25 protein-coding genes and 2 tRNA genes are annotated in these 24594 nt (G+C 47.4%); 14 read left to right on the top strand and 13 right to left on the bottom strand.

Annotated elements, in window-relative coordinates; translation table 11 throughout:
- The 7 genes from ACWIP2_RS05615 to ACWIP2_RS05585 all read right to left on the bottom strand — a co-directional run.
- Window positions 1-1267 (bottom strand): PepSY domain-containing protein (locus tag ACWIP2_RS05615; protein ID WP_448518927.1); only part of this gene is annotated, 1267 nt, incomplete at its 3' end.
- Between the two features lie 13 nt (window positions 1268-1280).
- Window positions 1281-1685, bottom strand: a complete 405-nt coding sequence (locus ACWIP2_RS05610) for a hypothetical protein (protein WP_448518926.1) — start codon at window positions 1683-1685, stop codon at window positions 1281-1283.
- Complete coding sequence (locus tag ACWIP2_RS05605; RefSeq protein WP_448518925.1) at window positions 1682-2074, bottom strand: hypothetical protein; 393 nt, start codon at window positions 2072-2074, stop codon at window positions 1682-1684. The genes ACWIP2_RS05610 and ACWIP2_RS05605 overlap by 4 nt, the downstream gene beginning before the upstream one ends.
- Window positions 2075-2081: 7 nt before the next feature.
- On the bottom strand, window positions 2082-3002 hold the full coding sequence (locus ACWIP2_RS05600) for a hypothetical protein (protein WP_448518924.1): 921 nt from the start codon (window positions 3000-3002) through the stop codon (window positions 2082-2084).
- Between the two features lie 69 nt (window positions 3003-3071).
- Window positions 3072-4115: a cytochrome-c peroxidase gene (locus ACWIP2_RS05595; RefSeq protein ID WP_448518923.1), complete on the bottom strand. Its 1044-nt coding sequence runs from the start codon at window positions 4113-4115 to the stop codon at window positions 3072-3074.
- 37 nt (window positions 4116-4152) lie between these two features.
- Complete coding sequence (locus ACWIP2_RS05590) at window positions 4153-4995, bottom strand: MbnP family protein (protein WP_448518922.1); 843 nt, start codon at window positions 4993-4995, stop codon at window positions 4153-4155.
- A gap of 498 nt (window positions 4996-5493) precedes the next feature.
- On the bottom strand, window positions 5494-5871 hold the full coding sequence (locus ACWIP2_RS05585; protein ID WP_448518921.1) for a hypothetical protein: 378 nt from the start codon (window positions 5869-5871) through the stop codon (window positions 5494-5496).
- 163 nt (window positions 5872-6034) lie between these two features.
- Here ACWIP2_RS05585 and rnhA point away from each other — a divergent pair, with 163 nt between their 5' ends.
- Together rnhA and mscL are read left to right on the top strand one after the other, a co-directional pair.
- Window positions 6035-6505, top strand: coding sequence for a ribonuclease HI (rnhA, locus tag ACWIP2_RS05580; protein WP_448518920.1), 471 nt, complete (start codon window positions 6035-6037; stop codon window positions 6503-6505).
- Window positions 6506-6574: 69 nt separating this feature from the next.
- Window positions 6575-6997, top strand: a complete 423-nt coding sequence (mscL, locus tag ACWIP2_RS05575; RefSeq protein ID WP_448518919.1) for a large-conductance mechanosensitive channel protein MscL — start codon at window positions 6575-6577, stop codon at window positions 6995-6997.
- Window positions 6998-7127: 130 nt separating this feature from the next.
- Here mscL and ACWIP2_RS05570 read toward each other — a convergent pair.
- Window positions 7128-7201 (bottom strand) — tRNA-Pro (locus ACWIP2_RS05570).
- Window positions 7202-7340: 139 nt separating this feature from the next.
- On the opposite strand from ACWIP2_RS05570, the gene rpsL reads away from it, so the two are divergent.
- The 4 genes from rpsL to rpsJ are packed head-to-tail and all read left to right on the top strand — an operon-like array spanning window position 7341 to window position 10713.
- Entirely contained in the window at window positions 7341-7757 is a 417-nt protein-coding gene (gene rpsL / locus ACWIP2_RS05565) for a 30S ribosomal protein S12 (RefSeq protein WP_448518918.1), read from the top strand.
- Window positions 7758-7779: 22 nt separating this feature from the next.
- A complete protein-coding gene (gene rpsG / locus ACWIP2_RS05560) occupies window positions 7780-8262 on the top strand; it encodes a 30S ribosomal protein S7 (protein ID WP_448518917.1) in 483 nt (160 codons plus the stop codon).
- Window positions 8263-8268: 6 nt separating this feature from the next.
- Complete coding sequence (gene fusA / locus ACWIP2_RS05555) at window positions 8269-10395, top strand: elongation factor G (protein ID WP_448518916.1); 2127 nt, start codon at window positions 8269-8271, stop codon at window positions 10393-10395.
- Window positions 10396-10407: 12 nt separating this feature from the next.
- Window positions 10408-10713, top strand: coding sequence for a 30S ribosomal protein S10 (rpsJ, locus tag ACWIP2_RS05550; protein ID WP_448518915.1), 306 nt, complete (start codon window positions 10408-10410; stop codon window positions 10711-10713).
- A 57-nt stretch (window positions 10714-10770) separates the two neighbouring features.
- Here rpsJ and ACWIP2_RS05545 read toward each other — a convergent pair whose 3' ends face one another.
- Entirely contained in the window at window positions 10771-12339 is a 1569-nt protein-coding gene (locus tag ACWIP2_RS05545) for a GAF domain-containing protein (protein ID WP_448518914.1), read from the bottom strand.
- A gap of 547 nt (window positions 12340-12886) precedes the next feature.
- Here ACWIP2_RS05545 and ACWIP2_RS05540 point away from each other — a divergent pair.
- Window positions 12887-13333 carry an Hsp20/alpha crystallin family protein gene (locus ACWIP2_RS05540; RefSeq protein WP_448518913.1) on the top strand — a complete coding sequence of 149 codons (447 nt, stop codon included), beginning with the start codon at window positions 12887-12889 and terminating at the stop codon, window positions 13331-13333.
- Between the two features lie 104 nt (window positions 13334-13437).
- Here ACWIP2_RS05540 and ACWIP2_RS05535 read toward each other — a convergent pair whose 3' ends face one another.
- Window positions 13438-15909, bottom strand: coding sequence for a DNA gyrase/topoisomerase IV subunit A (locus ACWIP2_RS05535; RefSeq protein WP_448518912.1), 2472 nt, complete (start codon window positions 15907-15909; stop codon window positions 13438-13440).
- A gap of 165 nt (window positions 15910-16074) precedes the next feature.
- Between ACWIP2_RS05535 and dut the strand changes: the two genes are divergently transcribed.
- Window positions 16075-16506, top strand: a complete 432-nt coding sequence (gene dut / locus ACWIP2_RS05530; protein WP_448518911.1) for a dUTP diphosphatase — start codon at window positions 16075-16077, stop codon at window positions 16504-16506.
- Here dut and ACWIP2_RS05525 read toward each other — a convergent pair.
- The 3 genes from ACWIP2_RS05525 to ACWIP2_RS05515 form a co-directional block, all read right to left on the bottom strand.
- Window positions 16503-17357, bottom strand: coding sequence for an alpha/beta hydrolase (locus ACWIP2_RS05525; protein ID WP_448518910.1), 855 nt, complete (start codon window positions 17355-17357; stop codon window positions 16503-16505). The genes dut and ACWIP2_RS05525 overlap by 4 nt on opposite strands.
- 9 nt (window positions 17358-17366) lie before the next feature.
- Complete coding sequence (locus ACWIP2_RS05520; RefSeq protein ID WP_448518909.1) at window positions 17367-17687, bottom strand: DUF3467 domain-containing protein; 321 nt, start codon at window positions 17685-17687, stop codon at window positions 17367-17369.
- Between the two features lie 70 nt (window positions 17688-17757).
- The gene (locus ACWIP2_RS05515; RefSeq protein WP_448518908.1) at window positions 17758-19638 is read right to left on the bottom strand and encodes an ABC transporter ATP-binding protein; all 1881 of its coding nucleotides are present in this window, start codon (window positions 19636-19638) and stop codon (window positions 17758-17760) included.
- Window positions 19639-19787: 149 nt separating this feature from the next.
- Between ACWIP2_RS05515 and ACWIP2_RS05510 the strand changes: the two genes are divergently transcribed.
- From ACWIP2_RS05510 to cas2, 6 genes are all read left to right on the top strand, one after another.
- A tRNA-Asn gene (locus tag ACWIP2_RS05510) sits at window positions 19788-19861 on the top strand.
- Window positions 19862-20387: 526 nt separating this feature from the next.
- On the top strand, window positions 20388-20894 hold the full coding sequence (locus tag ACWIP2_RS05505; RefSeq protein WP_448518907.1) for an RNA polymerase sigma factor: 507 nt from the start codon (window positions 20388-20390) through the stop codon (window positions 20892-20894).
- Between the two features lie 314 nt (window positions 20895-21208).
- Window positions 21209-21622 carry a hypothetical protein gene (locus ACWIP2_RS05500; RefSeq protein ID WP_448518906.1) on the top strand — a complete coding sequence of 138 codons (414 nt, stop codon included), beginning with the start codon at window positions 21209-21211 and terminating at the stop codon, window positions 21620-21622.
- Window positions 21623-21633: 11 nt separating this feature from the next.
- Complete coding sequence (locus ACWIP2_RS05495) at window positions 21634-22242, top strand: DUF3761 domain-containing protein (protein ID WP_448518905.1); 609 nt, start codon at window positions 21634-21636, stop codon at window positions 22240-22242.
- Window positions 22239-23231: a CRISPR-associated endonuclease Cas1 gene (cas1, locus tag ACWIP2_RS05490; RefSeq protein WP_448518904.1), complete on the top strand. Its 993-nt coding sequence runs from the start codon at window positions 22239-22241 to the stop codon at window positions 23229-23231. Before ACWIP2_RS05495 ends, cas1 begins: the two co-directional genes overlap by 4 nt.
- Before the next feature lie 164 nt (window positions 23232-23395).
- Window positions 23396-24112 carry a CRISPR-associated endonuclease Cas2 gene (cas2, locus tag ACWIP2_RS05485; RefSeq protein WP_448518903.1) on the top strand — a complete coding sequence of 239 codons (717 nt, stop codon included), beginning with the start codon at window positions 23396-23398 and terminating at the stop codon, window positions 24110-24112.
- The last annotated feature ends 482 nt before the right edge of the window (window positions 24113-24594 follow it).

The raw sequence follows: 24594 nt of genomic DNA, 5'->3' as shown, positions 1-24594 counted from the left end.
AGGGACTTGCGCTCTCGCTGTCTGTTTCGCAGCAACTGATTGCTTTGCCTGCGGCTGCCATGCCTTCCATCTGACTAAATTTTTTGACCAACTGCTTGGCATATGTCAAATCGGCATCGGGCAGTTCTGCTCCGGTAGCGGCGCTGAAATAACGCACCGCCGCAGGACTATCTTCGGTAGCTGCCAAAACCACGCGATAATAGGCTTCTTTGCCTATTTTGGCAAGGCTGAAATTGACCAATTGTCCAAAGTCAATAGGTAGCGCATTGGCTTGGGTTACGAGTTCGCTACGTTCAAAATCAGGCTGCACAACCATTTTAGGCAACAAGTTGGGTTGTAGTTTCCGCGAAACATGGTAAGCGCCGCTTCCGGCAAAAGTAAGCGTAACAAAAGCGGTGGCAATGCCTATCTGCCGATGGTAGCGTCGCAGAATACCTCTCTGGCTACGTGGGGCAGGCGCGCTGCGAAACTGTTTCCAAAACAAGCCATAGATGAGCAGCCCACTTATTGCCGAAGCGATAATAATGCCCAGCAAGGTCATCATTACTACTACCCGCGCCGTATTGTTGCTAATTGCCCCTATGAAAGACCAATTGTGGAAGGTATCAAATATCCATAAAAAAGCCTTGCGGCTGTTGGTGTTGAAAGTACCCATGCGCGACGAAGCTGTTTCCACATACACATCAAGACCATCGGGACGGTCAAAACTGATTTTCCATACAGGTAACAGGCGGTTAATGTATTTGTACTCATCGGTAAAGTAAGTAAGCAATTGCGCCGATTTAATCGCCGCCTGTTGGTCATCTGCAAAATAGCGCGCCAAGTATTCGGCATAAACACGGTCGCCGTCTTTCAACTCTTCGCCTGTCTGTGCGTGGAAATAGCGCCGCTGGTTGCCCGTTGTTTGTATCTGGTAATAAGTTTGGCTTTGCATATCCACCAATTGCGCCTGCTTAAAAACAACGATGCTATGCTTGTCCAATACCTGCTGTAGGCTAAGGGTAATATTACCAGCCAGAACAGGCTTTGGAATAATAAACTCGCGCGCTATTTCAGGCTTGAACCAATGCGCCATAAAGGGGTGCATTAGCCCTGAAAGTGTCCAGAAAATCACCGGAACGATGGTGATAATGCCGATGATGCGATGCCACCGATATAGTTTCTTGCGTGTGTCGCGCCCTTGAGCCAACGACTTTAGGAAATTGTCTGTTTTAGTGATAGTTTGCAGATTTTCCGCCGTTTGAAAAGAGACTACAGGATTTTTCATAGCTGCGATTCAGTTAATGGTTTTCATGTTTGCACAAACCCACAATCTGATGAAAAACATCGTGCAGGTCGGAAAGCGATTTTTTAATTTGCTCATCAGTAGCCTTGCCACTTTTAACCAGCCGGTGAAGCGATTTGCTGTCTTTGGCAAGCGTTTGTACGGCTTTCTGAATATCGGGATTGTTGAAACTTGCGGGAATAGGCAACTGCGCCAACACTTTTGCCTTGTCTGCCATTTCCTTGGAACGAGCCTTGATAGGCTTTAAATCCCCCTCTTCCGAAGGATGAAACGTTTGCGACATCACGGAATGAAAAGATTTCAATTCTGCCCATTGGTCAAAAATAGACTGCGCCCGCACCGTCATTGCCGTGCAGAGACAGATGAACAGAAGAAATAGGTGTTTTTGTTTGCGATTCATAGAGTTGGTGGTTCGTCGGTAATTTGTTTGATGGGAAGCGGGTGTTTCTTTAATTCTTTGGGATAGACTTTGATTTTCAGTCCCTTAACCTCTGCCAGCCACCAGCCGATTCCAAGCCCTACCATCTGTATAATTCCACTGATAATCAGCACAAAAGCATACATCAGTACTTCGCCCAAAGCAATGCTGGCTTGACTAAAAGTTTCACAAAGCCCTATGATACAAGCTACTTGTACGATTGTAAGGCTACAAATGATAAAAACGGCAATAAAAGGTAAGGCTTTGAAAATGGCACTTGTGTAGAGCCATATTCTTTCGGTAGGCGATATGTAGCGAATCAAGTCGCCATTTTCGTCTACGAATACATTAGAGTTTTCATGCTTGGTCATAAGACGGTTAAATCATAATTGTGAGGTGAGCGACACCCCGCCCATGTGCGCGGATGGTGCCATTAGCTAAATTTTGCGAAAGCGGCTGTTGGAAACTGCCGCCAATGGAAATGCGTCCAACGTAGAGTTCTAAGCCACCAACAGCAAAAGTTGCGCTGCCGCCTGTATTCATAATGCTTACACCACTGTTGTCATCGCGCCCGCTGTACTCACCGAAAACGCCGCCATAGGGCATGAGCGAAATGCCGCGCACATTGCGCGTGTAAAATAGCGCCACCTGTCCATTTATCCGATGTCCAAAACGGTAGTTATCGGCATTGGCGGTGTTGTATTTAAAGTTCAGGTCGGCGCTCAATCCCCACTTACCCTTCCGAATCACGTAAACCAGATTGGTGAGCCAATCGGTACTGCCGCTGCCTAACTGAAAATTAGGATTGGCAACTTGCTGATTGTCTGTCGCATCAAAGCGAAACCGCGCCGTAGGTAATTTCACACCGCCGCCAATGAGCAGATTATGCCGGAAACGGCGCAGAACGGTATCAGCCACATTGTCTAACAGCCGATAATTAGCTATGAGCATACCCTCGCCTAAACCCGACAAATTTTTGGTAAACGTTTGGTTGTAATCCGTCTGTTGGTTGCTGTGATAAGGCAAAAACGCCATTACCTGAAGGCGTTGCGTAGGATAAAATCGCGCCCACAACTCGGCGGTTTGGAAAACCTCGCGAGTCGTCAGGTAACTTTTCGTACCGCCTACGCCCAAGTGCGAATCATAGGATATTTGCCGATAGCGAATCCCGACAAAGTGGCGGTTGAACTGCGGCATAATGCCCATGTAGAAATTGCCTACGCCACAGCCGCAAATTTCACAGGCAAAGGTGTTGAAGCTGATAATCAGCAAAGTAAAAACGAACAGTGTTTTTTTCATGTAAGTTTAAATTTTTCAGAAAGCGGATTACACGGATTTCCACAGGTATTTATGCCTAAATCCATGATTTTAAAACTCACTGAATCGTCGGTCACTTAGGAAAGTTTCATCGGTAAGCGTCCTCAGAAAGGCGATAATCAGGCGTTTTTCTTCCGCCGTCATGGGTATGCCGCGCCTGCCGTCAGGGCGTTTAAGCAGCGGGTCGAGCGTTGGAATATCCTCCACTCCTTCCGAATAGTGATCAAGTACCATTTCAAGGTTTCGGAAGCGACCATCGTGCATGTAAGGGCGCGTCACTTCTACATTGCGCAGGCTCGGCACGCGAAACTTGTACTTGTCCTCCTCGTTGAGCGTAATTTCATAGCGTCCCAAATCTTTGTTAAATTCCTGACTAAGCCCTGTATTGCGATAGGTTTGGTCGGTAAAAAGCGCTCCCGAATGGCAGTTGTTACAGCCTTTTTCGTTGAACAGTTGCAAGCCGCGCAGTTCGTCCTGTGTCAGCGTGCCGCCTTCGTTGCGCACATATTTGTCGTAGCGCGAATTGGCGGAAATCATCGTAACCATGAATTGCGAAAGCGCTTTGAGCATGCGTTCGCCAGTGATTTCCGGCGTGCCGAAAGCCCGCTCAAACATCCGCGGATAATTGGGATGCTTGCGCAACTTTTCCAATACATTGGGCATAGACTCATCCATTTCATTAGGATCTTCAATGGGCGCAAGCGGTTGTAAATCAAGGTCATGGATGCCGCCGTCCCACATAAAATCGTGGTAAAATGCCAAGTTCTGAATCGGTTGTGAGTTGCGTTTTCCTAATCGGTCATCTACGCCGTGGCTCAAATCATGCCCGTGGTGCGTAAAACCTGCGCTTTGTTGGTGACAAAAACCACAACTAACCATGCCATCGCGCGAAAGTTGCCCTTCGTAAAACAGCGCTCTGCCCAGCTCAAAACCTGCCTGCGTAACAGGGTTCTTGCTCAGGTCATAAACCATTGGCGGAAAATTGGCGGGTACGCTGACTGTTATTTCAGGATTAATATCGCGATGCGCACAGGATACAATAACCGCCACTGCAAATAACACAGATGAAGTGGCAAAAAGCGCTGTTTTTTTCATAAGGAATGGTTTAATTAATTTACTACCTAACCTATAATTATCTGCCTACGAGTGTGTGCATGTGGTGATACTCAAACATATTGGCGTAATTATTGGCGATGTTGACCGAAAAAGGTGAAAACATCACGGTTGGATTTTGCGCCAAACTAATTTGCGTAGGGCCGTTAAACACCTTCAACACATCGGCAATAATATGCATTTGTGGCGTGCTGTTGCTGCGCACCTTTGCCACATCGCGCCCAAATGACAGGTTGATAGTTTTGATGTTGTTGATGGTGCGCACAGGCGGAGCGCCAAATCCGCCGCCAAATCCGCCAATATGGAAACGGAAACGGCGATTACCCGAAGGATCAGGCGCGATTTGTGGCGATGTACCTTCCATGCGCAAGAAAATGTAACCAGAGTTCCATGTCCAATACATGCCCTCTTCGCGGCTCATGTCAGATGGGTTCAAAACGCCCTGACGGCGGCTAATATCCATCGTGCTGCGCAGGCTATCCACGCCCAGCACAAAGGAAACGCCCGTATAGTCGCCCTGTGGTACGCGCAGATTGATAATTTGCGTTTGCGGCTTGTGTTCCTGCACCAGAAAATAGCTTGAATCTTGCGGCACAACATATTCGCTGCCGTCCGCTTTTTTCAAACGAATGTTGCTGACAAAATACTGCAACTGCTCTACGCGAAACTCTTCGCCGACAGCATTGCGATACACGCCGTTGCGCAATTCCAAATCGCGTGTGCCAACCACGTTATCAAACTCTAGCTTGATTGCACCCATTTGATTGGGATCAAACTCGGGCTTAACCTCATTTTTACAGGAATTAAATGCCACCAAAAGAATCAGACTCAACACGGCTGAATTAATAAAAGAGTACTTCATTAGGATTTTTTGTTTAAAATTTGACAATAAAATAGACAGCTAATACTTTGACAAATATTAGATATAATCGGCAAAGCTGAGTAAAAACCACACATGCGATTAGCTTTAACAGAGCTATGCCATAGAAACTCAATAGGAAGTCAAGAGGAACACTTAAAGACAGCCAAACGACAAATGCTTACACACGATTGGCACACAAGCGTTTGACTTGCAGCTATTACTGTTTGAAAAGGAATGCAACGGATTTGGCTCTATGTGAGTCGTACCTAACTTTGGAAACACTGATAGTTACAAATTGCGCGGATTTTCAAGATTTTTTGTACAGTTTTTTCCTTTCTGCATTAGAAATCCAAGTAAAAATCCGCATTCGCAGCGCTATTTGCCTAAATCTGTGTGCTATCCAAGTTTTCAGGATGCGCACCGACAATGACTCATGCGTGTACTATCTTCGGGAAAACTTCAGACAGACAAGTTCAAGCCAATCATGCAAAACCTTTTCTACAAAAAACGGGGAGGATGAAAAACGGCAGCGTGATAAGAATTTGGAAAACCTTCTGAATAATTGATGTTGAAGCGACTAACAGCCACTTGAACCCATTCGGTAACAAGCGCACACTGAACGGGAAGCGGCGAAAAAAACGTAACTTCAAAATGATTTTTCAGTTTGGGGATTTCAGCATCTTGCCGCTCAGCAGCAGCCATCTCCTTCATCAGATGACATTTGCCGCCACAAGCCATTTGAGGCTTATCCTTATTCTCGCAGAGATATTCAGCAATGTACTCGCGATTGATTTGGAAAGAAACCCAAATCCATACGCGGTTCAGACTTTGGTTCAGAACCACTAAAGTACACCATATAGCAAGAAGGCGCAGCAAAGAGATTACTTTCAATTTAGATCACAAAGATACATATGCAGCATTTAAAATTGCAAGTTTTTTAAAAAAAATCAGAAATTAATGAGTCATAAAATCAGACCAATAAGGTCGAAAAAATAATCATTTTCAATATCCATGTATTTTCTCACTAATATTGCTATCTATGGCAAGCATTATTATATATACAGACGGCTCATCGCGCGGCAACCCCGGGCCGGGCGGCTATGGCACTATCCTAATTTCTCCTGCCCATCGGGTGCGCAAAGAACTCAGCGGCGGCTTCCGCCTAACGACCAACAATCGCATGGAACTACTTGCCGTTGTTGTGGGTTTGGAAGCCTTAAAAAATGGCGATAACGAAGTGCTGATTTATTCAGATTCCCAATATGTTGTCAATGCCGTAGAAAAGGGCTGGGTATTCAATTGGGAAAAGAAAAATTTCAAAGACAAGAAAAACCCCGACCTATGGCAACGTTTTCTGATTGCCTACCGCCGCCAGCGGCAAGTGCAGTTTGAGTGGGTACGCGGGCATGCGGGCAATCCCGAAAATGAACGCTGCGACCAGTTAGCCGTCGCTGCCGCCAATCAGCCGCAACTCCCTCCCGACGAATATTTTGAACGCAAACCCAACTGATTCTTATTGCATTTTTTGTTTCAAAGGGACTTTCCTGCCATATTTGGCAAAACCTAAACTACAATCAATATGAGATTCCTGAAAGAATTTAGAGATTTTGCCATGCGCGGCAACTTAGTTGACCTTGCCGTAGGCTTTGTAATGGGTGCTGCCTTCAGCAAGGTAACTAATGCATTTATCAATGGTATAGTAATGCCATTCGTTGGTCTTATTCAAGGTAAAGACTTAAGCGAGTGGAAATTTATTCTTAAACCTGCATCAACAGACCAAGACGGCAAAGAAATAGCTGAGGTAGCTGTTCAGTATGGCGGTTTTATCTCCGTAATTATTGAATTTATTATTGTTGCTTTTGTGATGTTTCTATTCATTAAGGCAATGAATGCCGCTAAAAAAAAGAGGGAAGCCGAGATTCTTGCCACACCTGCTGCACCGCCTGAGCCAAGCAACGAAGAGAAGTTGCTGGCAGAAATCAGGGACTTGCTCAAGAAATAACATAAACAAAAACGGCAGCCTGAGTATCCAGACCGCCGTTTTTATTACTTTTCTTGCTTTACTCTACCTATTGAGTGCATTTTTTGTGGCTCAAAGTTTCGTAAAGTGCTGAAAATGAACATTTTAAAAGTCGGGGTGACAGGATTTGAACCTGCGACCACCAGCACCCCATGCTGATACGCTACCGGACTGCGCTACACCCCGTTGTGTTTGCGGTTGCAAATCTATAACAGGGAAATTCAAATCGCAAAAAAAATTTTTTATTTTATGTTGTAAAACGCCTGCTTATGACCTAATTTTGCGTTCCAATTATGAACAGACCATTCATACATTCTTTGAAATAATGCCAACCATACAACAGTTAGTGCGTAAAGGCAGGGAAAAATTGACTTACAAATCTAAGTCGCCTGCGCTTGATTCATGCCCTCAGAAAAGAGGGGTATGTACCAAAGTGTACACCACCACCCCCAAGAAGCCTAATTCGGCGCTCAGAAAAGTTGCTAAAGTTCGTTTAAGCAACTCTGTCGAAGTCATTGCATACATTCCCGGCGAAGGACACAACCTGCAAGAGCACTCAATTGTGCTGATTCGCGGTGGTCGTGTGAAAGATCTACCCGGTGTGCGTTATCACATTGTTCGTGGTGCACTCGATACGGCAGGTGTAAACGGTCGTAAGCAACGTCGTTCTAAATATGGCGCGAAGCGTCCTAAGCCGGGACAAGCAGCTGCAGCTGCAGGAAAAGGCGGAAAGAAAAAGTAATTAATTGAACGTTTAGCAAGACATGAGAAAAGCAAAACCCAAAAAGCGTTACCTGCTGCCTGATCCTAAGTTTAGCGATGTGATGGTTACACGCTTCGTTAACAACCTGATGAAAAGAGGCAAGAAATCTTTAGCCTATCAAATTTTTTACGGCGCTCTTGAGCAAGTTGAACAGCGCCTTGGCAAAGGCGGCGAACCTGTCAACGGGCTGGAAGTATGGCGCAAAGCCCTCAATAATGTCATGCCTTCGGTTGAAGTACGCAGCCGCCGCGTAGGTGGTGCTACTTTCCAAGTACCTACCGAAGTACGCCCTGATCGTCGTATTTCACTGGGGATCAAGTGGATGATTCGCTATGCACGTTCTCGCAACGAGAAAACTATGACCGACCGTTTGGCCGGTGAGATTATTTCTGCTTCTAAGGGCGAAGGTGCTGCTGTTAAGAAAAAAGACGACACCCACCGCATGGCAGAAGCTAACAAGGCATTTTCACACTTTAGATTTTAATACAACGTGGCAAAGGATCTTAAATACCTGCGCAATATCGGCATCATGGCGCACATTGATGCCGGCAAAACGACAACCACAGAGCGTATCCTCTACTATACAGGTTTGACACACAAACTTGGCGAGGTACACGAAGGTGCAGCTACTACCGACTGGATGGAACAAGAGCAAGAGCGTGGTATCACTATCACCTCCGCGGCTGTTACCACCAACTGGAACTACCCTACTGTTCAGGGCGACCCTACACCTGATACTCGTTCTTATCAGATCAATATTATTGATACTCCCGGCCACGTGGACTTTACCGTAGAGGTAGAGCGTTCACTGCGCGTACTCGATGGTGCGGTAGCATTGTTCTGTGCTGTATCGGGCGTTGAACCGCAATCCGAAACTGTATGGCGTCAGGCTGATAAGTATAAAGTACCGCGCATCTGTTTTGTAAACAAAATGGACCGTGCAGGTGCTGATTTCTTCAAAGCAGTTCGCGAAATCAAAGAAAAATTAGGTGCTAAGCCTGTGCCTCTGCAAGTACCTATTGGTGTAGAAGAGAATTTCAAAGGCGTGGTAGATCTGATTACTAACGAGGCTATCATCTGGAACGAAGAGGATAAAGGTAAGACCTACAGAGTTGTACCCATTCCTGATGATATCAAGGAGGAAGTTGCTGAGTGGCGCCAAAATCTAATCGAATCAGTAGCAGAATACGACGACAAGCTGTTGGAGAAATTCTTTGAAGATCCTGATTCTATCACCAAAGAAGAACTGATGGCAGCTATCCGCGCCGCTGTTATTGACATGTCTTTCTCCCCTGTTTTGTGTGGATCTGCCTTCAAAAACAAAGGTGTACAGGCGATGCTCGATGCTGTCGTTGCTTATCTGCCCTCTCCACTGGATTTGCCTCCTGTAAAAGGCATCAATCCTGATACTGAACAGGAAGAAGAGCGCCTTCCGGATGTAAATCAACCTTTTACCGCACTGGCATTTAAAATCATGACTGACCCGTTTGTAGGTCGTCTGTGCTTTATGCGTGTGTATTCAGGTAAATTAGACAAAGGTTCTTACGTTTACAATTCACGCACCGGCAATAAAGAGCGCATTTCTCGCTTGGTACAGATGCACGCTAACAAACAGAATCCAATCGAACTGGTAGAAGCAGGTGATATTTGTGCTGGTGTTGGTTTCAAAGACATCAAAACAGGCGATACGCTAACCGACGAAAACCACAAACTCGTGCTGGAATCTATGACATTCCCCGAGCCTGTGATTGGTTATGCAATTGAGCCTAAAAAAGCTGCTGATCAGGACAAACTGTCGTTAGCAATTTCTAAATTACTCGAAGAAGATCCGACACTGCAAGCCTTCACCGATCAGGAAACAGGACAGACTATCTTGCGCGGTATGGGCGAGTTGCACCTTGAGATCATCATTGACCGCATGAAGCGCGAGTTCAAGGTAGAAATTAACCAAGGCGCACCTCAGGTAGCCTATAAAGAACATTTCACAGCCAGCACCGAGCATCGCGAAGTTTACAAGAAGCAGACAGGTGGTCGCGGTAAATTTGCTGATATTGTATTCGAGATCGGGCCACGTACCGATGGTCAGCCGGGTCTGTTGTTTGAAAACGCAATTGTGGGTGGTGTGATTCCAAAAGAATTCATCCCCGCTATACAGAAGGGCTTTGAGTCAGCTATGAAAAACGGTGTACTGGCGGGTTTCCCTGTTGACTCAATGAAAGTTCGCCTCTTCCACGGTTCTTATCACGATGTGGACTCTGACTCTCTGTCATTCGAAATGGCTGCTATCATGGGCTTCAAAGAGGCAGGTAAAAAGTGTAAGCCACGCTTATTGGAGCCTATTATGAGCGTAGAAGTAGTAACTCCTGATGAATTTACGGGCCCTATCACAGGCGACCTGAACCGTCGTCGCGGTATGATGAAGGGTATGGATACCAAAGGCGGTGCTCAGGTAATCAAAGCTGACGTGCCTCTGTCTGAACTGTTTGGCTATGTAACAGATCTGCGTACCATCTCTTCGGGTCGTGCCTCTGCTTCTCTGACATTCTCACACTATGCAGAAGTTCCTCAGAACTTGGCCGAAGGTATCATTGCTGAATTGAAAGGTGCAACCGTTTAATCAACAGAAGTTATGAATCAAAAGATAAGAATCAAACTAAAGTCTTACGATCACAATCTGGTAGATAAGTCATCAGAGAAAATCGTGAAAGCCGTTAAGGCTACCGGCGCTGTGGTCAGTGGGCCTATTCCTTTGCCTACCGAAAAGGAAAAGTTTACCGTATTGCGTTCACCACACGTTAATAAAAAGTCGCGCGAGCAGTTCCAACTTTGCACGTACAAGCGTCTTGTAGATATCTACTCTACCAGTGCTAAAACTGTAGATGCGCTGATGAAATTAGAATTGCCAAGCGGTGTAGATGTAGAAATCAAAGTATGATTTTGCAAACCACGGCATCATGCAGACGGGTTGCTGTTGAAAAACGGCAACCCGTTTTTATTTTGCTTCAATTTCGTTGGTTGTGCCGGTCGTTTCTTTGGCAGCCAGCAGGCGTAGAATATCCTCACGAGTCAGATTGCTGCCGTCGTGCAGGATATCGCTTATTTTGGTGGTAATCATATCCAGCTCATTGGCTTCTCTGATCAGTATTTCTATCAATTCGCGATCGTTAGAAGCATTGGGGTCGTGTGTCATCAGGTAGAGCAGCCCTCTGATCCGCGCCAAAGGAGCGCGCAACACATGCGAGTTAATAAACGCATACTCGCGCAGTTGTTGGTTTTGGATTTCCAGTTGCCTCGTGCGTTCTTCTACGCGCTGTTCAAGTGTTTCGTTGATCGTTTGTAATTCTTCATTGAGTGCATTTAGCTCCTCATTCATTGTTTCTGCCTCATTGGTTTTTTTAATCAGGGCAATGTTCTGATGACTGATCTCCTGTAACAGATGTCTGATCTGCTTGGTCTTCTGATAGATGGCAATCAAATCAGCGATGGACTGGATGAACAAAATGTCCTCTGTCCCCCACTGCCTGTAAGATCCCTGATGCTCGCAGCAAATAACCCCCATAGGCTTGCCTTCGGTCAGAATCGGGCAGTCCAGCATCGAGTAAATATCAAGCGGCACTAAATAAACATCCTTGAAACAGGCTGTCGCCGGGTGTGTATGTGCATCAACTGCTGCGATGTAGGGCGATGTGAGTAGCGCTTCGAAGTAAGGGGCTGTTTCCTCGCGCAACAGAACGGCAGATTCGCAGGTAGTATCTTCGCGGCAAGCCACAAAGCGACGCTTTAGCATCTGATGGTTATTGTCGAGTTCCCAGATGCTTACCCGGCTTACCTGTAAGGTCTCCTGAATCGTTTTGCACAGGTTCGCATAAAATGTCTCTGTATCCCATTCAAAAAGCGAGGGAAAACGCGTCAGCATGATCAGTTGAGACTGATAGTATTCAAGCTGCCTCTTCCCGTCAGCAATTTCATTTTTCAGTGCCTCAAGTTCCTTTGTCTTGCGCTCCGATGATGCGTAAGCATCACCAAGCATTTTATAAAGCATGAAGATACCCGAAAGAAATACTATCATAAAAATCAGCCCCGATACTGCGTAAGAAGAAGTTCTGATAGGTAGTTCGTATCCTGATCCATATAGACTGTGGATGTAGTACACATTTAAAAAATGAGTGATAACCACGACCAGAATCCACCAGCGGGCATAGCGAAGCCCGAGCGTTACAATGGCTACCAACGGAACAAAAGGTAACCAGTAAACGATCGTTGTGGACATTTTAAGGTTTGTAAGCAGGTGCTCTTCCGCCGTGCAGTAGATCAGCATTACCAGCCCGTTGCTAATAATTTTAGAGCTGATATTTGTTTGAAAATGTAGATAAGTAATGAGGAGGCTTATGATAAAACTAATGCTGGTCAGGTGCAGATCTATTGGTTGCAAATCGTATATGAAATCTGCGACTAGCATCAGCATCATAATCAAATTAATCACCACTACGGCAATGCTCAAGGTCTGCCGTGATTGTATCTTATGATCTGTCAGCGCAATCAATTTTAAAATCTGCTGCATAAATGCGTTTTATATATATATGAATTGCCTGATGGGTAAATCGCCCCGACGAGGTTCAATATCGGTAGTATAATAATTGCTCTCTTCTCTCATTGCTCCATGAAGAGCTTCACAAATCGCCTATACAGCTCCTATGCGGTGCAGAAAAAGGGGCAGGGTTGATTTTGATGCTACTACTATATGCAATTCCTCCGGGATAAAATCTACGTGATATATGCTTCTTTTCAGTATTACATGCCCAATGATACAAAATATTGCGCAAAGTCAAAACAAAAAAGTCTGTCAGATTTAGAAAAACTTGACAGACTTTTGACCAAAAAAAGTAACAGATATAATCTGTCCCAAAACACCAGATCTGCGATAGTAGCAGCATTGGTTTGTGTTTCAGTGATTGGGATAAAAACTGCATGGTAGATGACTCATTTTAGGACAGGCGTAGAGATCGTCATCGGGAGCGTGGCATCCGTTAGAAAATCAATGATGACTTTTGTCATTTTTTTTGCACAAGTAATGCTGTATTTTGCAGGAAACATAAATAACAAACATCATGGAAACACTATTTCCTCGTCGCAACAATCCTTTCCGCCGCTTTGGTGAACACTACGGGCACTATTTTGGCGATAACGAGTTTCTGGGACGGTCCCCGATGGGCGATCACATTTCTATTGTCCCGCATACGGCTGCCAACATCAGCAAAAACGGCGACTACTACGAAATTGAGGTCGTAGCTCCCGGTTTCAGCAAAGATGAAATGGAAATCAGTGTCCATCAAGGCATTCTATCCATCAAAGCCGATAAAAAAGTCAGGCAAACCAAGACAGGAAAGGAGTACATCTTGCACGAATACAACCACGAAATGCTGGAGCGAGCTTTCAAACTGCCTGATAATGTGGACGCAGATGCGATCACTGCCAAACATGAGAACGGTATTCTCTACCTGCGCCTGCCCTACAAACCAAGTCCGACAGCAGGCAAACAGGTTGCTATAGAGTAAATTTCAGAAACAATGATCAACGCAGATGACACAGATTTCGATTTTTTTTACTGATAACGGCGTTTATCTACATGATCCGCCTTAAAGTGCTGTTCCATCGGATACTACATCTCTACCGACTTGATTCTGGTGTAGGGTAGGCGGTTGCCCAGAGCTTTCCAGCCGCGCACCTCCGCTAGCATATCAATATCATAGACTACTGTTTCTTCCTTTTTGTCCGGTTTGACGTGGTGGATTTTCACCTGTATCTGCTCGTCGGCAGCGGCAGCCATCAATCTGGACTTGGGATGATCGGAAATAAATGAAAATTTCTTGCCCAGCGAGGTCGTTTCTATCTGGAAGCGTTTGGCGTAGTAGTTCTGATTTTCTCCGTCGAAATAAATCGCCGAAACAATCGTATTTTTTGTCAACTTATACAGTTTGATGACATCGTTTGGCTCGTAGCGATTGGCAAGGTCGTAGTTGGTCATTTCGTAGCTGCCGTCTTTGTACAAAGCCAGCACGGTATCTTCACCATTGAATGTACCCAGCAGGTAGCCGCGCTTGTCGGTATTGAGGCGACCAATTACAGGGTCGTAATAGATGTCCAAGCCGCCGAGCGTAGAAACGCCTGCCATCTTCAATTTGATGCTTTTTACAGGATAGCGCGTCAGGATATTGCCCTGTGCGCTGCGTCCTTTGATAGCAAGATCAGCAAAGTCATAGTCAAAAACTTTGACCTTTGCCTTACAGCCCGGGGTGAGCGTAACGGTAATCAGTTCTGCCTCTCCGTTTGGGTTAGAGGTAAAATACAACACCTTAGAGCCTTTAGTGCCTTTGGTCAGGTCGTACTCCTTGTCGCGGGTGATGCCGCCAATCTGGAAGCGCTTGGCGTAGGTGATCCCGGTTTCGCCGTCTAAATAGAGCATGTTGAAGGTGCGGCGATCGTCTTCTTTGTTAAATACTTCAGCGTGCAGGATGTCTTTGCCGACAAAAACCTTGTCGGCAATTTTTACTACTTTAAATACCCCCGTTCGCAGAAAAACAACAATATCGTCAATGTCCGAGCAGTCCGAAATGAACTCTGCCGCCTCATCTTTCTTTAAACCAAATCCAATAAAGCCTTCCTTGCGGTTGATATACAACTTCTGGTTATTAGCGGCAACTTTGGTCGCCGTGATGGTATCAAAAGCACGGATTTCGGTTTTGCGCTCTCTGCCTTTGCCGTATTTGGCGAGCAGATTCTTGAAATAATCAATCGCAAATTCGATCAGATTTGCCAGGTGGTGTTCGGTTTGGGCAAGTTCTTCGCCGAGTTTGCGCATCAGTTCATCGGCTTTGAACGCGTCGTATTTGGAAATGCGCTTAATCTTGATTTCAGTCAGCGAAATAATGTCCTCGCGGGTGATTGCGCGATAGAACTGCGGCTTGAAGGGCGTTATGCCCTTGTCAATGGTCAAAATGACATCTTCCCAAGTAGTACATTCTTCAATATCGCGGTAAATGCGGTTCTCAATGAAAATCTTCTCCAGCGAGGCGTACAACTGTTTCTCCAGCAGTTCGCTGCGCTTGATTTCCAGTTCGCGGCGCAGCAGCTCTACAGTCTGATGTGTGTTGATTTTCAGAATCTCATCCACTCCCAGAAACTGGGGCTTGTCGGCTACAATCACGCAGGCATTGGGCGATATGCTCACTTCGCAGTCGGTGAAGGCATACAGCGCCCCGATGGTAATGTCGGGCGAAGTTTTAGGCTCCAGACTGATGAGAATTTCAACATCTTTAGCCGTATTATCTACTACCTTTTTGATCTTGATTTTGCCTGCGTCGTTGGCTTTGATGATGGATTCAATCAGCCCGGTGGTAGTAGTTCCATAGGGTATATCTCTGATGGCCAGTGTTTTGTTATCTACCTCCTCGATGCGGGCGCGAATGCGCACCCTACCGCCTTTGCGCCCCTGCTGGTAGTTGCTAACGTCCACCATGCCGCCCGTAGGAAAGTCGGGATAAAGTTCGATTGCACGCCCTTTGAGCAGATCTATAGAAGCGCGAATCAGTTCGCAAAAATTATGCGGCAAAATTCTGGTAGAAAGTCCGACTGCAATTCCTTCTACGCCTTGCGCGAGCAAGAGTGGAAACTTCACGGGCAGGGTAACAGGCTCTTTTTTGCGTCCGTCGTAAGAGGCTTGCCATTCCGTCGTCTGTGGGTTGAATACTACGTCCAGCGCAAATTTGCTTAGGCGGGCTTCGATGTAACGGGCTGCTGCTGCTCCGTCGCCGGTGCGGATGTCGCCCCAGTTACCCTGCGTATCAATCAACAGGTCTTTTTGCCCCAGATTCACAATCGCATCGCTGATAGAAGCATCTCCATGCGGGTGGTACTGCATGGTCTGCCCGATGATGTTTGCTACTTTGTTGTAGCGTCCGTCATCCATTTCTTTCATGGCATGCAGAATGCGACGTTGTACAGGTTTTAACCCGTCTTCAATCGCCGGCACGGCACGCTCCAGAATTACATAGGAAGCATAATCCAGAAACCAGTTTTCATACATCCCTGAAACCGGCATTACTTCGTGCATCTGTCCGCTGTTCTGTTCCATGAAAATCAATTTTTATGCAAAAGTATATTTTTTTATTGAACCGCAAAGGTAGCGCAAAGCAAGCGGATATGTAAGACTGTCCCCTTGTAAATCCGCGTTGGCTGCGTAATTTGGCATCGCAAAACGGATTAACAAGCCGGCCTTGCTTGGGCTGTATATCAACAAATGAACGTCAAAATTATCAATCGCTCAGGGCATCCTTTGCCGCATTACCAGACTGAACTGTCCGCAGGAATGGATCTTTATGCCTGTTTGACAGAGGCGATCGTGCTGCCGCCGCTACAACGCGCACTTGTGCCGACAGGTCTGTTCATAGAATTGCCTGCGGGTTTTGAGGCACAAATTCGCCCCAGAAGCGGACTGGCGCTCAAGCACGGCATCAGTATTGTAAATGCACCGGGAACGATTGACGCAGACTATCGCGGCGAAATCAAGGTGCTGCTGATCAATTTGGGCAGTGAAAATTTCACTATTGCCAATGGGGATCGGATTGCGCAGATGGTAGTAGCCCGCCACGAGCGCGTCGTTTGGCAACCTGTCGAAGTGCTTTCGGATACGGAGCGCGGCGCGGGCGGCTATGGCAGCACAGGACTTTAGGACTCCTGCGCTACTTGGTGCGCATCTAACCACTCGGCTATTGTCTCCAGTACCTGTTCTTTTTCTGTTTCGTTGTGCAGTTCGTGGCGCATACCCTCCCAAATGTAAGCAGTAAGCAGGTCTTCTGATATTGACTGCGCAAAAGCACGCGTTGCCTCAGGGTCGGTGATTTGATCGTCTGAACCGTGCATGAGCAACACAGGGATCGCAATCTTGTTTGCCTTGCGGAGGGCGAATCGCCCGGCTTGGCGTACAGCGGTAAACATCCCTGCGGAAATTTTGCGCAATATCAGCGGATCGGTAGCGTATGCCTGCTGCACCGAAGGGTCTCTGCTCAAGTGTTCAACGTTCAGATGAGAAGGACTCATCAGTTGCGGAAAAATCCAATAGGCAGCCTTGGCAAGCACGCGAAGCGGCAGCGGAGGCTCTTTGGTCAGCCGCAGCCAGGGGCTTGTCATGATAGCGCCTTTCAGGTAATCGGGCCGGTAGCGGATCAGGTAGTTAGCAACCAGATTGCCGCCCATGCTGTGTCCGTAGAGAAACAGCGGCAAGCCTTCAAACTTTTCAACAGCCAACGCCAGCATCTCGCGGATGTTTTCCATCAGGTCTTCGTAAGTCGGCGAATGTCCGCGCCTGCCTTCGGAATGCCCATGCCCGCGCAGGTCGAAGCCCATCAGCCCGTAGCCTCTCGCATTGAGAAAGGTAGCCACGTGTGCATAGCGTCCGATATGCTCAGCGAAACCATGCACCAAACAAACCAGCGCTTGCGGTTTTTCGGGCAGCCAGCAGCGACCACGCAGCATCAGACGGTCCTGCGTTTGCCATTCAAAGGTAAAATCCTGTGCGGTCATAACTACTGTTTAGGCTTCGCCCATCGTCCCCCCGAAATTCATCGGGAATCGCACCGGCTCTTCTGCCAATTTGATTTTGCCGAAAGATTCTTCGTATTTGTCAATATTATCTTTGAGCGCCATCAGCAGCCGCTTAGCATGTTCCGGCGTTGTTACAATGCGCGAACGGACTTTTGCCTTAGGCATACCGGGCAACATACTGATAAAATCAATAACAAATTCGGTATGAGAGTGCGCTATCATCGCCAAATTGGTGTACAGACCGTCTGCAATTTCTTCGGGCAACTCTATGTTAAGGGGCTGATCGCCTTCTATTTCCTCGTGTTCCATGTGATTCAATCGGCTTTTACAGACGCAAAATAAGCGTTTTTGGATTAGCTGCCAACTTACAGTGAGCGCCTTATTGATAGCCTTGTGCTTGCAAGTTGAAAAGCGCTGCGTATTTGCCACCGAGTTGCAACAATTCGGCGTGCGTTCCGATTTCCTTGAGCTGCCCGCATTCGAGATACAAGATCCTGTCTGCCATACGCACTGTAGAAAAGCGATGTGAGATCAGTACGGCAGCTTTTCCCTGCATCAGTTCGGAAAAGCGCACGAAAACCTCGTGTTCGGCGCGGGCATCCAATGCTGCCGTCGGCTCATCCAGAATAAGCAACTGTGCCTTGCGCATGTAGGCGCGCGCAATGGCTATTTTTTGCCATTCGCCGCCCGAGAGATCTGTACCTTCAGAAAAGCGTTTGCCCAGCATTTGGTTATAGCGCAAAGGCAGTCGCTCGATCAATGGCTCGGCCAGACTTTTGCGAGCGGCATCGGTAATTTGTAACTCGTTTTCTCTGTCCTCAATACTACCTATGGCGATATTTTCGGCAGCAGTCATAGAATAGCGGACAAAATCCTGAAAAATAACGCCGATATTTGCGCGCAGATCGTTGAGGTCGTAGTCGCGCAGGTCTTTGCCGTCCAGCAGGATGCGCCCTTCGCTGGGGTCGTAGAGTCGCGCCAATAGCTTGACAAGTGTTGTTTTACCTGCGCCATTTTCGCCTACCAGCGCTATTTTTTCACCCGGACGAAGTGTAAACGACACATGGCGAATCGCCCACTTTTCACTCCCCGGATAGCGGAAACCCACATTTTCAAATACAAAGCCTGTTTGCAGTGGTTGTGCCACCTTGAGTGCGTGTTCCGGCGCTTTGATTTGGGGTTGAATATCAAAAAATTCAAAATAATCTTGCAAATACATAGACTGCGAAGCAATGCTCGTCAGGCGGTTCATCTGTTCCTGCAAAAGCTCGCGCAGCCTCAGGAAAGCGCCTGCCAGAAAAGTCAATTGTCCGATGGTGATAGCACCCTTGACGGCTTGCCACAGGATCATCCCGTAAGCGCCGTAGTAGGCAATCGTTCCCAGCAGGAAAAACAGCGCACCGAAAGCAGAAGTCCGGATGCTCAGTCGGGAGCTGTGTCGGTAAAAAACCTTAGCAAGTTCATCATAGCGGCTAATTAAAAAATCAGAAAGGTTGAAAATTTTAACCTCTTTGGCGGTCTGGTCGCTTGCTCCCACATATCGGATGTAGTCCAACTGGCGGCGTTGCGGAGTCCACCAATTATACAATCCATAGCGCTTGCGATTGAAATAAGTTTCCCCGATAAAAGAGGGCAGTACTGCCACAATTAAAATCACAATCAGCCAAGGACTGAACGCCACCACTCCCACCGCAAGCGAAAGCAGACTGATAAATCCCTGCGCCTGTAAGAGCAGTTCAGAGAGTAGCGCCGTGCGCACATTGGTTTGCTGGCGGGCTTTTTCCAATTTGTCATAGAAAGCAGGCTCTTCAAAGTGGTACAAGTCCAGCAGTGCGGCGTGTCGCATCAGTTCAATCGTGCTTTGGTTGGTAAACAGCATCCCGAGCAGCGTATCTACCAGCCCAACGGCGCGGCGCAGCAGATCGCTCGCGATGGCGATGGCGAGCTCCAGCCCTACCCAACGCCAGAGTTGTTGCGTATCCTGATGCATGCCATTGCTCAGCGCAATCACCTCGTCAATGATTTCCTTAGCCACATAGAGCATCGCCAGCGGCGAAAGCGACAGCAGCAAGCGAATAGCAACATTGGCAGTTGTATAGGTTGGGCTTGTCCGCCAGATCAGGCGCAACAAGCGCGGCACAAACCGCAGCGATTGTAATTGTCTTTGTGCTTCGGCGGGTTTGCCTGTGTGGTAGGAATTGCCTTCCAGCCACCACGCCAACAGGCGCACTATCCGACTTGAAAAAAATTGAAAGGGCATACCTTTGCAAACAAATCTGATTTTCAATAAGTTTCATTTCAGCAGTCGGGCTACCGTTTATTTTTGACTGAATTTATGAAAAAAATGTGCGGCGAGGTATTGCAAGTAAAAAAGCAACGCTATACTTTTGCATCATAATTGAACAACGATCCTCCTTAGCTCAGCTGGTTAGAGCACATGACTGTTAATCATGGGGTCCTAGGTTCAAGCCCTAGAGGGGGAGCAAAAGTTCAAAAACTACCATTGCACGTGCCGCCAAACGCATTAAAACAGCGTTTGGCGGTTCTATTTTGGTTACACCGGTACTCACTCAGGTTACACTTTTTAGAAACTGGTTACACTATTTTTCGCGATTGAGGCTGTTATGAGGCTTTTAGTCGGTTTTTAACATCTTTTAGCAATTTTTAACATTCTGTGCTGTTAGTCCGGCTCTTTTGCTTTCATCAAGAAAGGGAAAGGGGTGATTTGACACAGCTTATTTGACAGTCTCCCTCCTATCACGATGGGGCGGTACGTAGAAAGGCTGATGACTTTATTCTGCCTCCTGAAAATTCATACTATCAAATATTGATTACCGCCTGTCAAATATTGATAAAAAACGCCATTTTTTTAGCGCTAAAAATTAGTATTAAAAATTTTTTTTGTATCTGATTATCAGATAGTTACAAACTTTTTTGCAACCATATGGAAACGGATGGCACATTTCTGTTATTAAACAATAGCAAATCACAGAAATATACGTTCATCTTATGGAAATTCAATTTGATGCGCTGCGTAGAGCCTGCCTGCCCTTCGTTAAAAAGATGGTTACCCTCAACAGCGGTACTTTAGAAGATGCCGAAGAAATCCTTTCTGATGCGCTTTACATCTACTACACCAAAGGCAAGCCTGTTGATAAGACTTCGCCCGTTACCTACATCTGTGCCGTTGCTTCCAAATTGTGGCTGAAAGAGTTGCGCCGCCGCCGCACAGCGCTCAAGCATCGTCGTATGCTGCAATGGCATTACGAGCAGGAACAGTCCATTTGCTGCCCCTTTGAGCAGGAGCAGGTGCTATGCGCTTTTGAAAATCTCCCCGAAAACCGCGCTAAACAAATTCTGAAAGCCTTTTACATCAAAAAAATGAGCATGGCCGAAATCGCGCAATGCTTTGGATTTCCCTCTGAAAATGCTGCCAAAAAGCAGAAGTTTCACGCGCTTAACAATGTGCGCACAATGCTTCGCAACGAACTGCCGCACGTGTTTCAGGCGGCGTAATCGTCGTCAGTGGGGACACTGACAACGGAAGGAGAAATAAAACACTGACAACGGAAAGAGTAACCAACGCCGTTGTTGGTGTCCTCACCGACAACCATCAACATCATCATTCAAAATAAAATCATCACCATAAACCCAATTTCCACCATGAAAAAACCAATTATTTGGGCTCGTCAGTGGGGACACTGACAACGGAAGGAGAAGTAAAACACTGACAACGGAAAGAGTAACCAACGCCGTTGTCGGTGTCCTCACCGACAACCATCAAAATCATCATTCAAAATAAAATCATCACCATAAACCCAATTTACACCATGAAAAATTCAATTGTATGGCCCGTAAGCCTGTTTTTGTTGATCTTTTTAACAAGCCAAAATCTGTTGGCACAAAACAATGTTGCTGTATTGCGCTACATAGCTTCCTGCCAGAAAAAAAAGACCGATGCCCGCTATTCTGAATGGAAAGACATAGAAGCTACCATCAAAGTTGTTTTGGACTTTGATAAAATGGTAATTCGGTTCTACAATCAGGCAGAAACAAAATACGATTTGCTTTCGCAAACCAACAGCGGTAAAGACAAAGACGGCGACGCTTATTACGACTACGAAGCGATTGACGAGGAGGGCATTCGCTGCGAGGTGCGCATTACTGTTGACCGCAACGGCAATGGGGTTTACCTCTATTCCTACTACGACAATGTCAGTTTCGGTTATTTCTTACGTAAGTAACTCCACACCCTATGAAACGCCTCTTGTTCCTGCTCTGCCTGCTGGCAACAGCACCGATTTCCCGCGCCCAAAACAACACAGACGCTCCGCCGCCCGGCTTTTTTGGCGATACTGAAAACGACAACCTGCCCGTTAGGATTCAGCCTGCGCCCAACAACGGCAAGGGCAACAGCAACACCGACGGTAACCGACAGCACGACGGCGCACCCGAACCTGACCCGGAAACGATGCGCACCTACATCCGCGTGGGTGCGCTCTGCAAAGACGGTTCGCGCAGCTATTCGGTCAATAGCGGCACTTGTTCGGGGCATGGCGGTGTGGCTTTCTGGCTCTATGGTCCGCCCGGAACGCCTGCTGATGCACCGCTGGAACGACTCGTACAGATAGCTCCCGGACAAAAGCGACGCGGCAATTACCGTGCAATCCCGCTGGAACAGCCCTATGGCATACCCTATCAGCAGCAGGCGATGATTGAAAGCGACCAGTTGTATGGCTGGCTTTACAAAAGTCGCCATCCTGCCGCCGTTTTTGTTGATATTCTCATCATTGTGCTTGCCTTTTTGCAGGTAGGCTGGTTCATCCGCAAAGCCATTGAACGCTACAAATCCAATCAGCCATGACACAAATCCACATCAATACCTATGGCGCTGCCGTTCACCGCGTGCAGGGCAGCTTTGAAATCGTTACGCAGGAGGGTAAAACGCGCCTTTCTCCCGATAAAATCCGCAGTCTGGTTATCAGCACAGCAGCACGCATCAGTTCGGATGCGGTTTTGCTGGCGATTGAAAACGAAGTGGAAATTTTATTTACCGACCGACGCGGGCATCCCATCGGGCGCGTATGGAGCCACAAATACGGCAGCATCAGCACCATCCGCAAACAGCAAATTTTATTTGCCAAAGGCGACAGCGGCGGCGAGTGGGTCAAAGCGACTGCCATTCACCGCATCAGGGCGCAGCAGTCTATCCTGCGGGCAATCGGGCGCGACCGACCCGCACAGGAGGCGCTCATCAGCGAAGTGCTGGCACGCAAAGAGGCATTTGCCGAACGCATCCGCGAACTGCCCAAAGCCCCTACGCAAGAGTGGGCGGCGACCCTGCGCGGCTACGAGGGCAATTCTTCGCGCATGTACTTTGAAACACTGGCGGAATTAGTGCCCGAACAGTACCGCTTTGAAACCCGCAGCCGTCGTCCGGCGCAAGACCTGTTCAATGCCTCGCTGAACTATTTGTACGGCATTTTATACGGCAACGTAGAGGGTGCGCTCATCAAAGCAGGCATTGACCCGTACTTGGGCGTACTTCACGCGGACGAATACAATCGCCCTGTGCTTGCCTACGATTGCATTGAGCGCTACCGCCATTGGGCGGAGGCGGTGCTGATGCAGCTTTGTTTCCGCCGACTGCTCACACCCAGCATGGCAATTTATCAGCAAGGCGGCTATTGGATGGAGCCTGATGGCAAACGCTTGCTTGCTACGGCGTTCAACGATTATCTGGCGGAAGTGATTGACTACAACCACCGCCGCCGAAGCCGCCTGACCCACATTCAGGACGACGCACACGAACTGGCCCAGCAACTGCTCAAAATGGATACTGAAACCAACTGACATGCAGCCACTAAGTAGTCCGGCAGATTGTAGCATACCCTTCAGGGTGTGTAAATAATTGACAGCCGGCAAGTAACCAGCGCGCACCCTGAAGGGTACGATACGTTTTAATTTACCAAACCGCTGTCAGGAATTTTATATCAATCGGAAATCAAAAATCGCCAATGAAAGACCCCGTTGAACTGATGCGGCAGCTCAATAAGTCGCTGCAACGGCGCAATCAAGCCATCCATAACAGGCTCACGGGAGCTGATACTCCCAAAGCACCTGCGGAGGAAGCTGCTGCAACTGCCGATGATGCTGACCAATCGCCGCCCGTTGATGTGCGCATGGAAGAAGATGCCGCCACGCCTACGGATGCTTTCGGGCTATCATTTTTTTTGATAGACGACCAGCCGCCGCAAGCCGATGAGGCATGGGTAGAGCAGACCGCAGAGATTGCCGCAAGGGAAGTGCAGGAGCGCAAAGTCCGCAAGCCGCAGGGAATGCCCAAACCCGACAGCGACCAACTGGCAGCCGCCACCGAGCGCGTGGAGGCGCTCAAAAGTTATTTTGCCCAACTCAAACCCAAACCCGTTGGCTATATGCTATGCTTTGTGATGTACGACATTGAGGACAACCGCATCCGAAAGAAAATCGCGGATTATCTGATTGAAAAGGGCTTGCAGCGCGTGCAAAAGTCGGTTTTTCTGGGACAGTTGCATCAAAAAGCCTATCAGGAAATCTACCAGACGATGCACGCCTTGCAGGCTGCTTACGAAAACGAGGATACGATTATGATTGTGCCCGTTGCCGAGCAGGATTTGCGCTCCATGCGTCTGATTGGGCGCGAGGTGAACATGGAAATTACGCTTGGACGAGCCAATACTTTGTTTTTTTAGCGTAAATTGCGATAGTTCAAAAGGGTGGAAAGCCAGCCGCGCCGCTCCTTGATTTATTGGAAAAGTGAAATTAAAAATAGGATAAATGCAGTCGCTGCAAAAAAGTCTGTGGAATTTTTCTTGTCAAGTAGTTGATAATCAGGCTAATTTGCAGCGGTTGCTGTCGGAGCGCTCCCTTCAACCAGAGATGGATTGCGACAACCGCAAGACCTCATCAACATATTCATTTCTTCCTGTCGGAGCGCTCCCTTCAACCAGAGATGGATTGCGACTGTCTACCATTTCGCCCTTCTCAAGGGCTTCTTCTAGTCGGAGCGCTCCCTTCAACCAGAGATGGATTGCGACGCACCAGCTATCCCTGCCAAAGCAGAACGATAATTAGTCGGAGCGCTCCCTTCAACCAGAGATGGATTGCGACGTACACAAGTCTCATTTGCAAAATGAGATTGAAAAGTCGGAGCGCTCCCTTCAACCAGAGATGG

It is taken from the genome of Rhodoflexus sp., assembly GCF_053489755.1.
Note: the sequence above shows the minus strand (reverse complement) of the source record. Positions and strands in the feature narration are given on the sequence as shown.

Excerpts from the sequence above, each read along its gene's own strand:
- ACWIP2_RS05610 (WP_448518926.1), bottom strand. The coding sequence starts at position 1,685 with ATGAATCGCAAACAAAAACACCTATTTCTTCTGTTCATCTGTCTCTGC.
- ACWIP2_RS05605 (WP_448518925.1), bottom strand. The coding sequence starts at position 2,074 with ATGACCAAGCATGAAAACTCTAATGTATTCGTAGACGAAAATGGCGAC.
- ACWIP2_RS05600 (WP_448518924.1), bottom strand. The coding sequence starts at position 3,002 with ATGAAAAAAACACTGTTCGTTTTTACTTTGCTGATTATCAGCTTCAAC.
- ACWIP2_RS05595 (WP_448518923.1), bottom strand. The coding sequence starts at position 4,115 with ATGAAAAAAACAGCGCTTTTTGCCACTTCATCTGTGTTATTTGCAGTG.
- ACWIP2_RS05590 (WP_448518922.1), bottom strand. The coding sequence starts at position 4,995 with ATGAAGTACTCTTTTATTAATTCAGCCGTGTTGAGTCTGATTCTTTTG.
- rnhA (WP_448518920.1), top strand. The coding sequence starts at position 6,035 with ATGGCAAGCATTATTATATATACAGACGGCTCATCGCGCGGCAACCCC.
- mscL (WP_448518919.1), top strand. The coding sequence starts at position 6,575 with ATGAGATTCCTGAAAGAATTTAGAGATTTTGCCATGCGCGGCAACTTA.
- rpsL (WP_448518918.1), top strand. The coding sequence starts at position 7,341 with ATGCCAACCATACAACAGTTAGTGCGTAAAGGCAGGGAAAAATTGACT.
- rpsG (WP_448518917.1), top strand. The coding sequence starts at position 7,780 with ATGAGAAAAGCAAAACCCAAAAAGCGTTACCTGCTGCCTGATCCTAAG.
- rpsJ (WP_448518915.1), top strand. The coding sequence starts at position 10,408 with ATGAATCAAAAGATAAGAATCAAACTAAAGTCTTACGATCACAATCTG.
- ACWIP2_RS05545 (WP_448518914.1), bottom strand. The coding sequence starts at position 12,339 with ATGCAGCAGATTTTAAAATTGATTGCGCTGACAGATCATAAGATACAA.
- ACWIP2_RS05540 (WP_448518913.1), top strand. The coding sequence starts at position 12,887 with ATGGAAACACTATTTCCTCGTCGCAACAATCCTTTCCGCCGCTTTGGT.
- ACWIP2_RS05535 (WP_448518912.1), bottom strand. The coding sequence starts at position 15,909 with ATGGAACAGAACAGCGGACAGATGCACGAAGTAATGCCGGTTTCAGGG.
- dut (WP_448518911.1), top strand. The coding sequence starts at position 16,075 with ATGAACGTCAAAATTATCAATCGCTCAGGGCATCCTTTGCCGCATTAC.
- ACWIP2_RS05525 (WP_448518910.1), bottom strand. The coding sequence starts at position 17,357 with ATGACCGCACAGGATTTTACCTTTGAATGGCAAACGCAGGACCGTCTG.
- ACWIP2_RS05520 (WP_448518909.1), bottom strand. The coding sequence starts at position 17,687 with ATGGAACACGAGGAAATAGAAGGCGATCAGCCCCTTAACATAGAGTTG.
- ACWIP2_RS05515 (WP_448518908.1), bottom strand. The coding sequence starts at position 19,638 with ATGCCCTTTCAATTTTTTTCAAGTCGGATAGTGCGCCTGTTGGCGTGG.
- ACWIP2_RS05505 (WP_448518907.1), top strand. The coding sequence starts at position 20,388 with ATGGAAATTCAATTTGATGCGCTGCGTAGAGCCTGCCTGCCCTTCGTT.
- ACWIP2_RS05500 (WP_448518906.1), top strand. The coding sequence starts at position 21,209 with ATGAAAAATTCAATTGTATGGCCCGTAAGCCTGTTTTTGTTGATCTTT.
- ACWIP2_RS05495 (WP_448518905.1), top strand. The coding sequence starts at position 21,634 with ATGAAACGCCTCTTGTTCCTGCTCTGCCTGCTGGCAACAGCACCGATT.
- cas1 (WP_448518904.1), top strand. The coding sequence starts at position 22,239 with ATGACACAAATCCACATCAATACCTATGGCGCTGCCGTTCACCGCGTG.
- cas2 (WP_448518903.1), top strand. The coding sequence starts at position 23,396 with ATGAAAGACCCCGTTGAACTGATGCGGCAGCTCAATAAGTCGCTGCAA.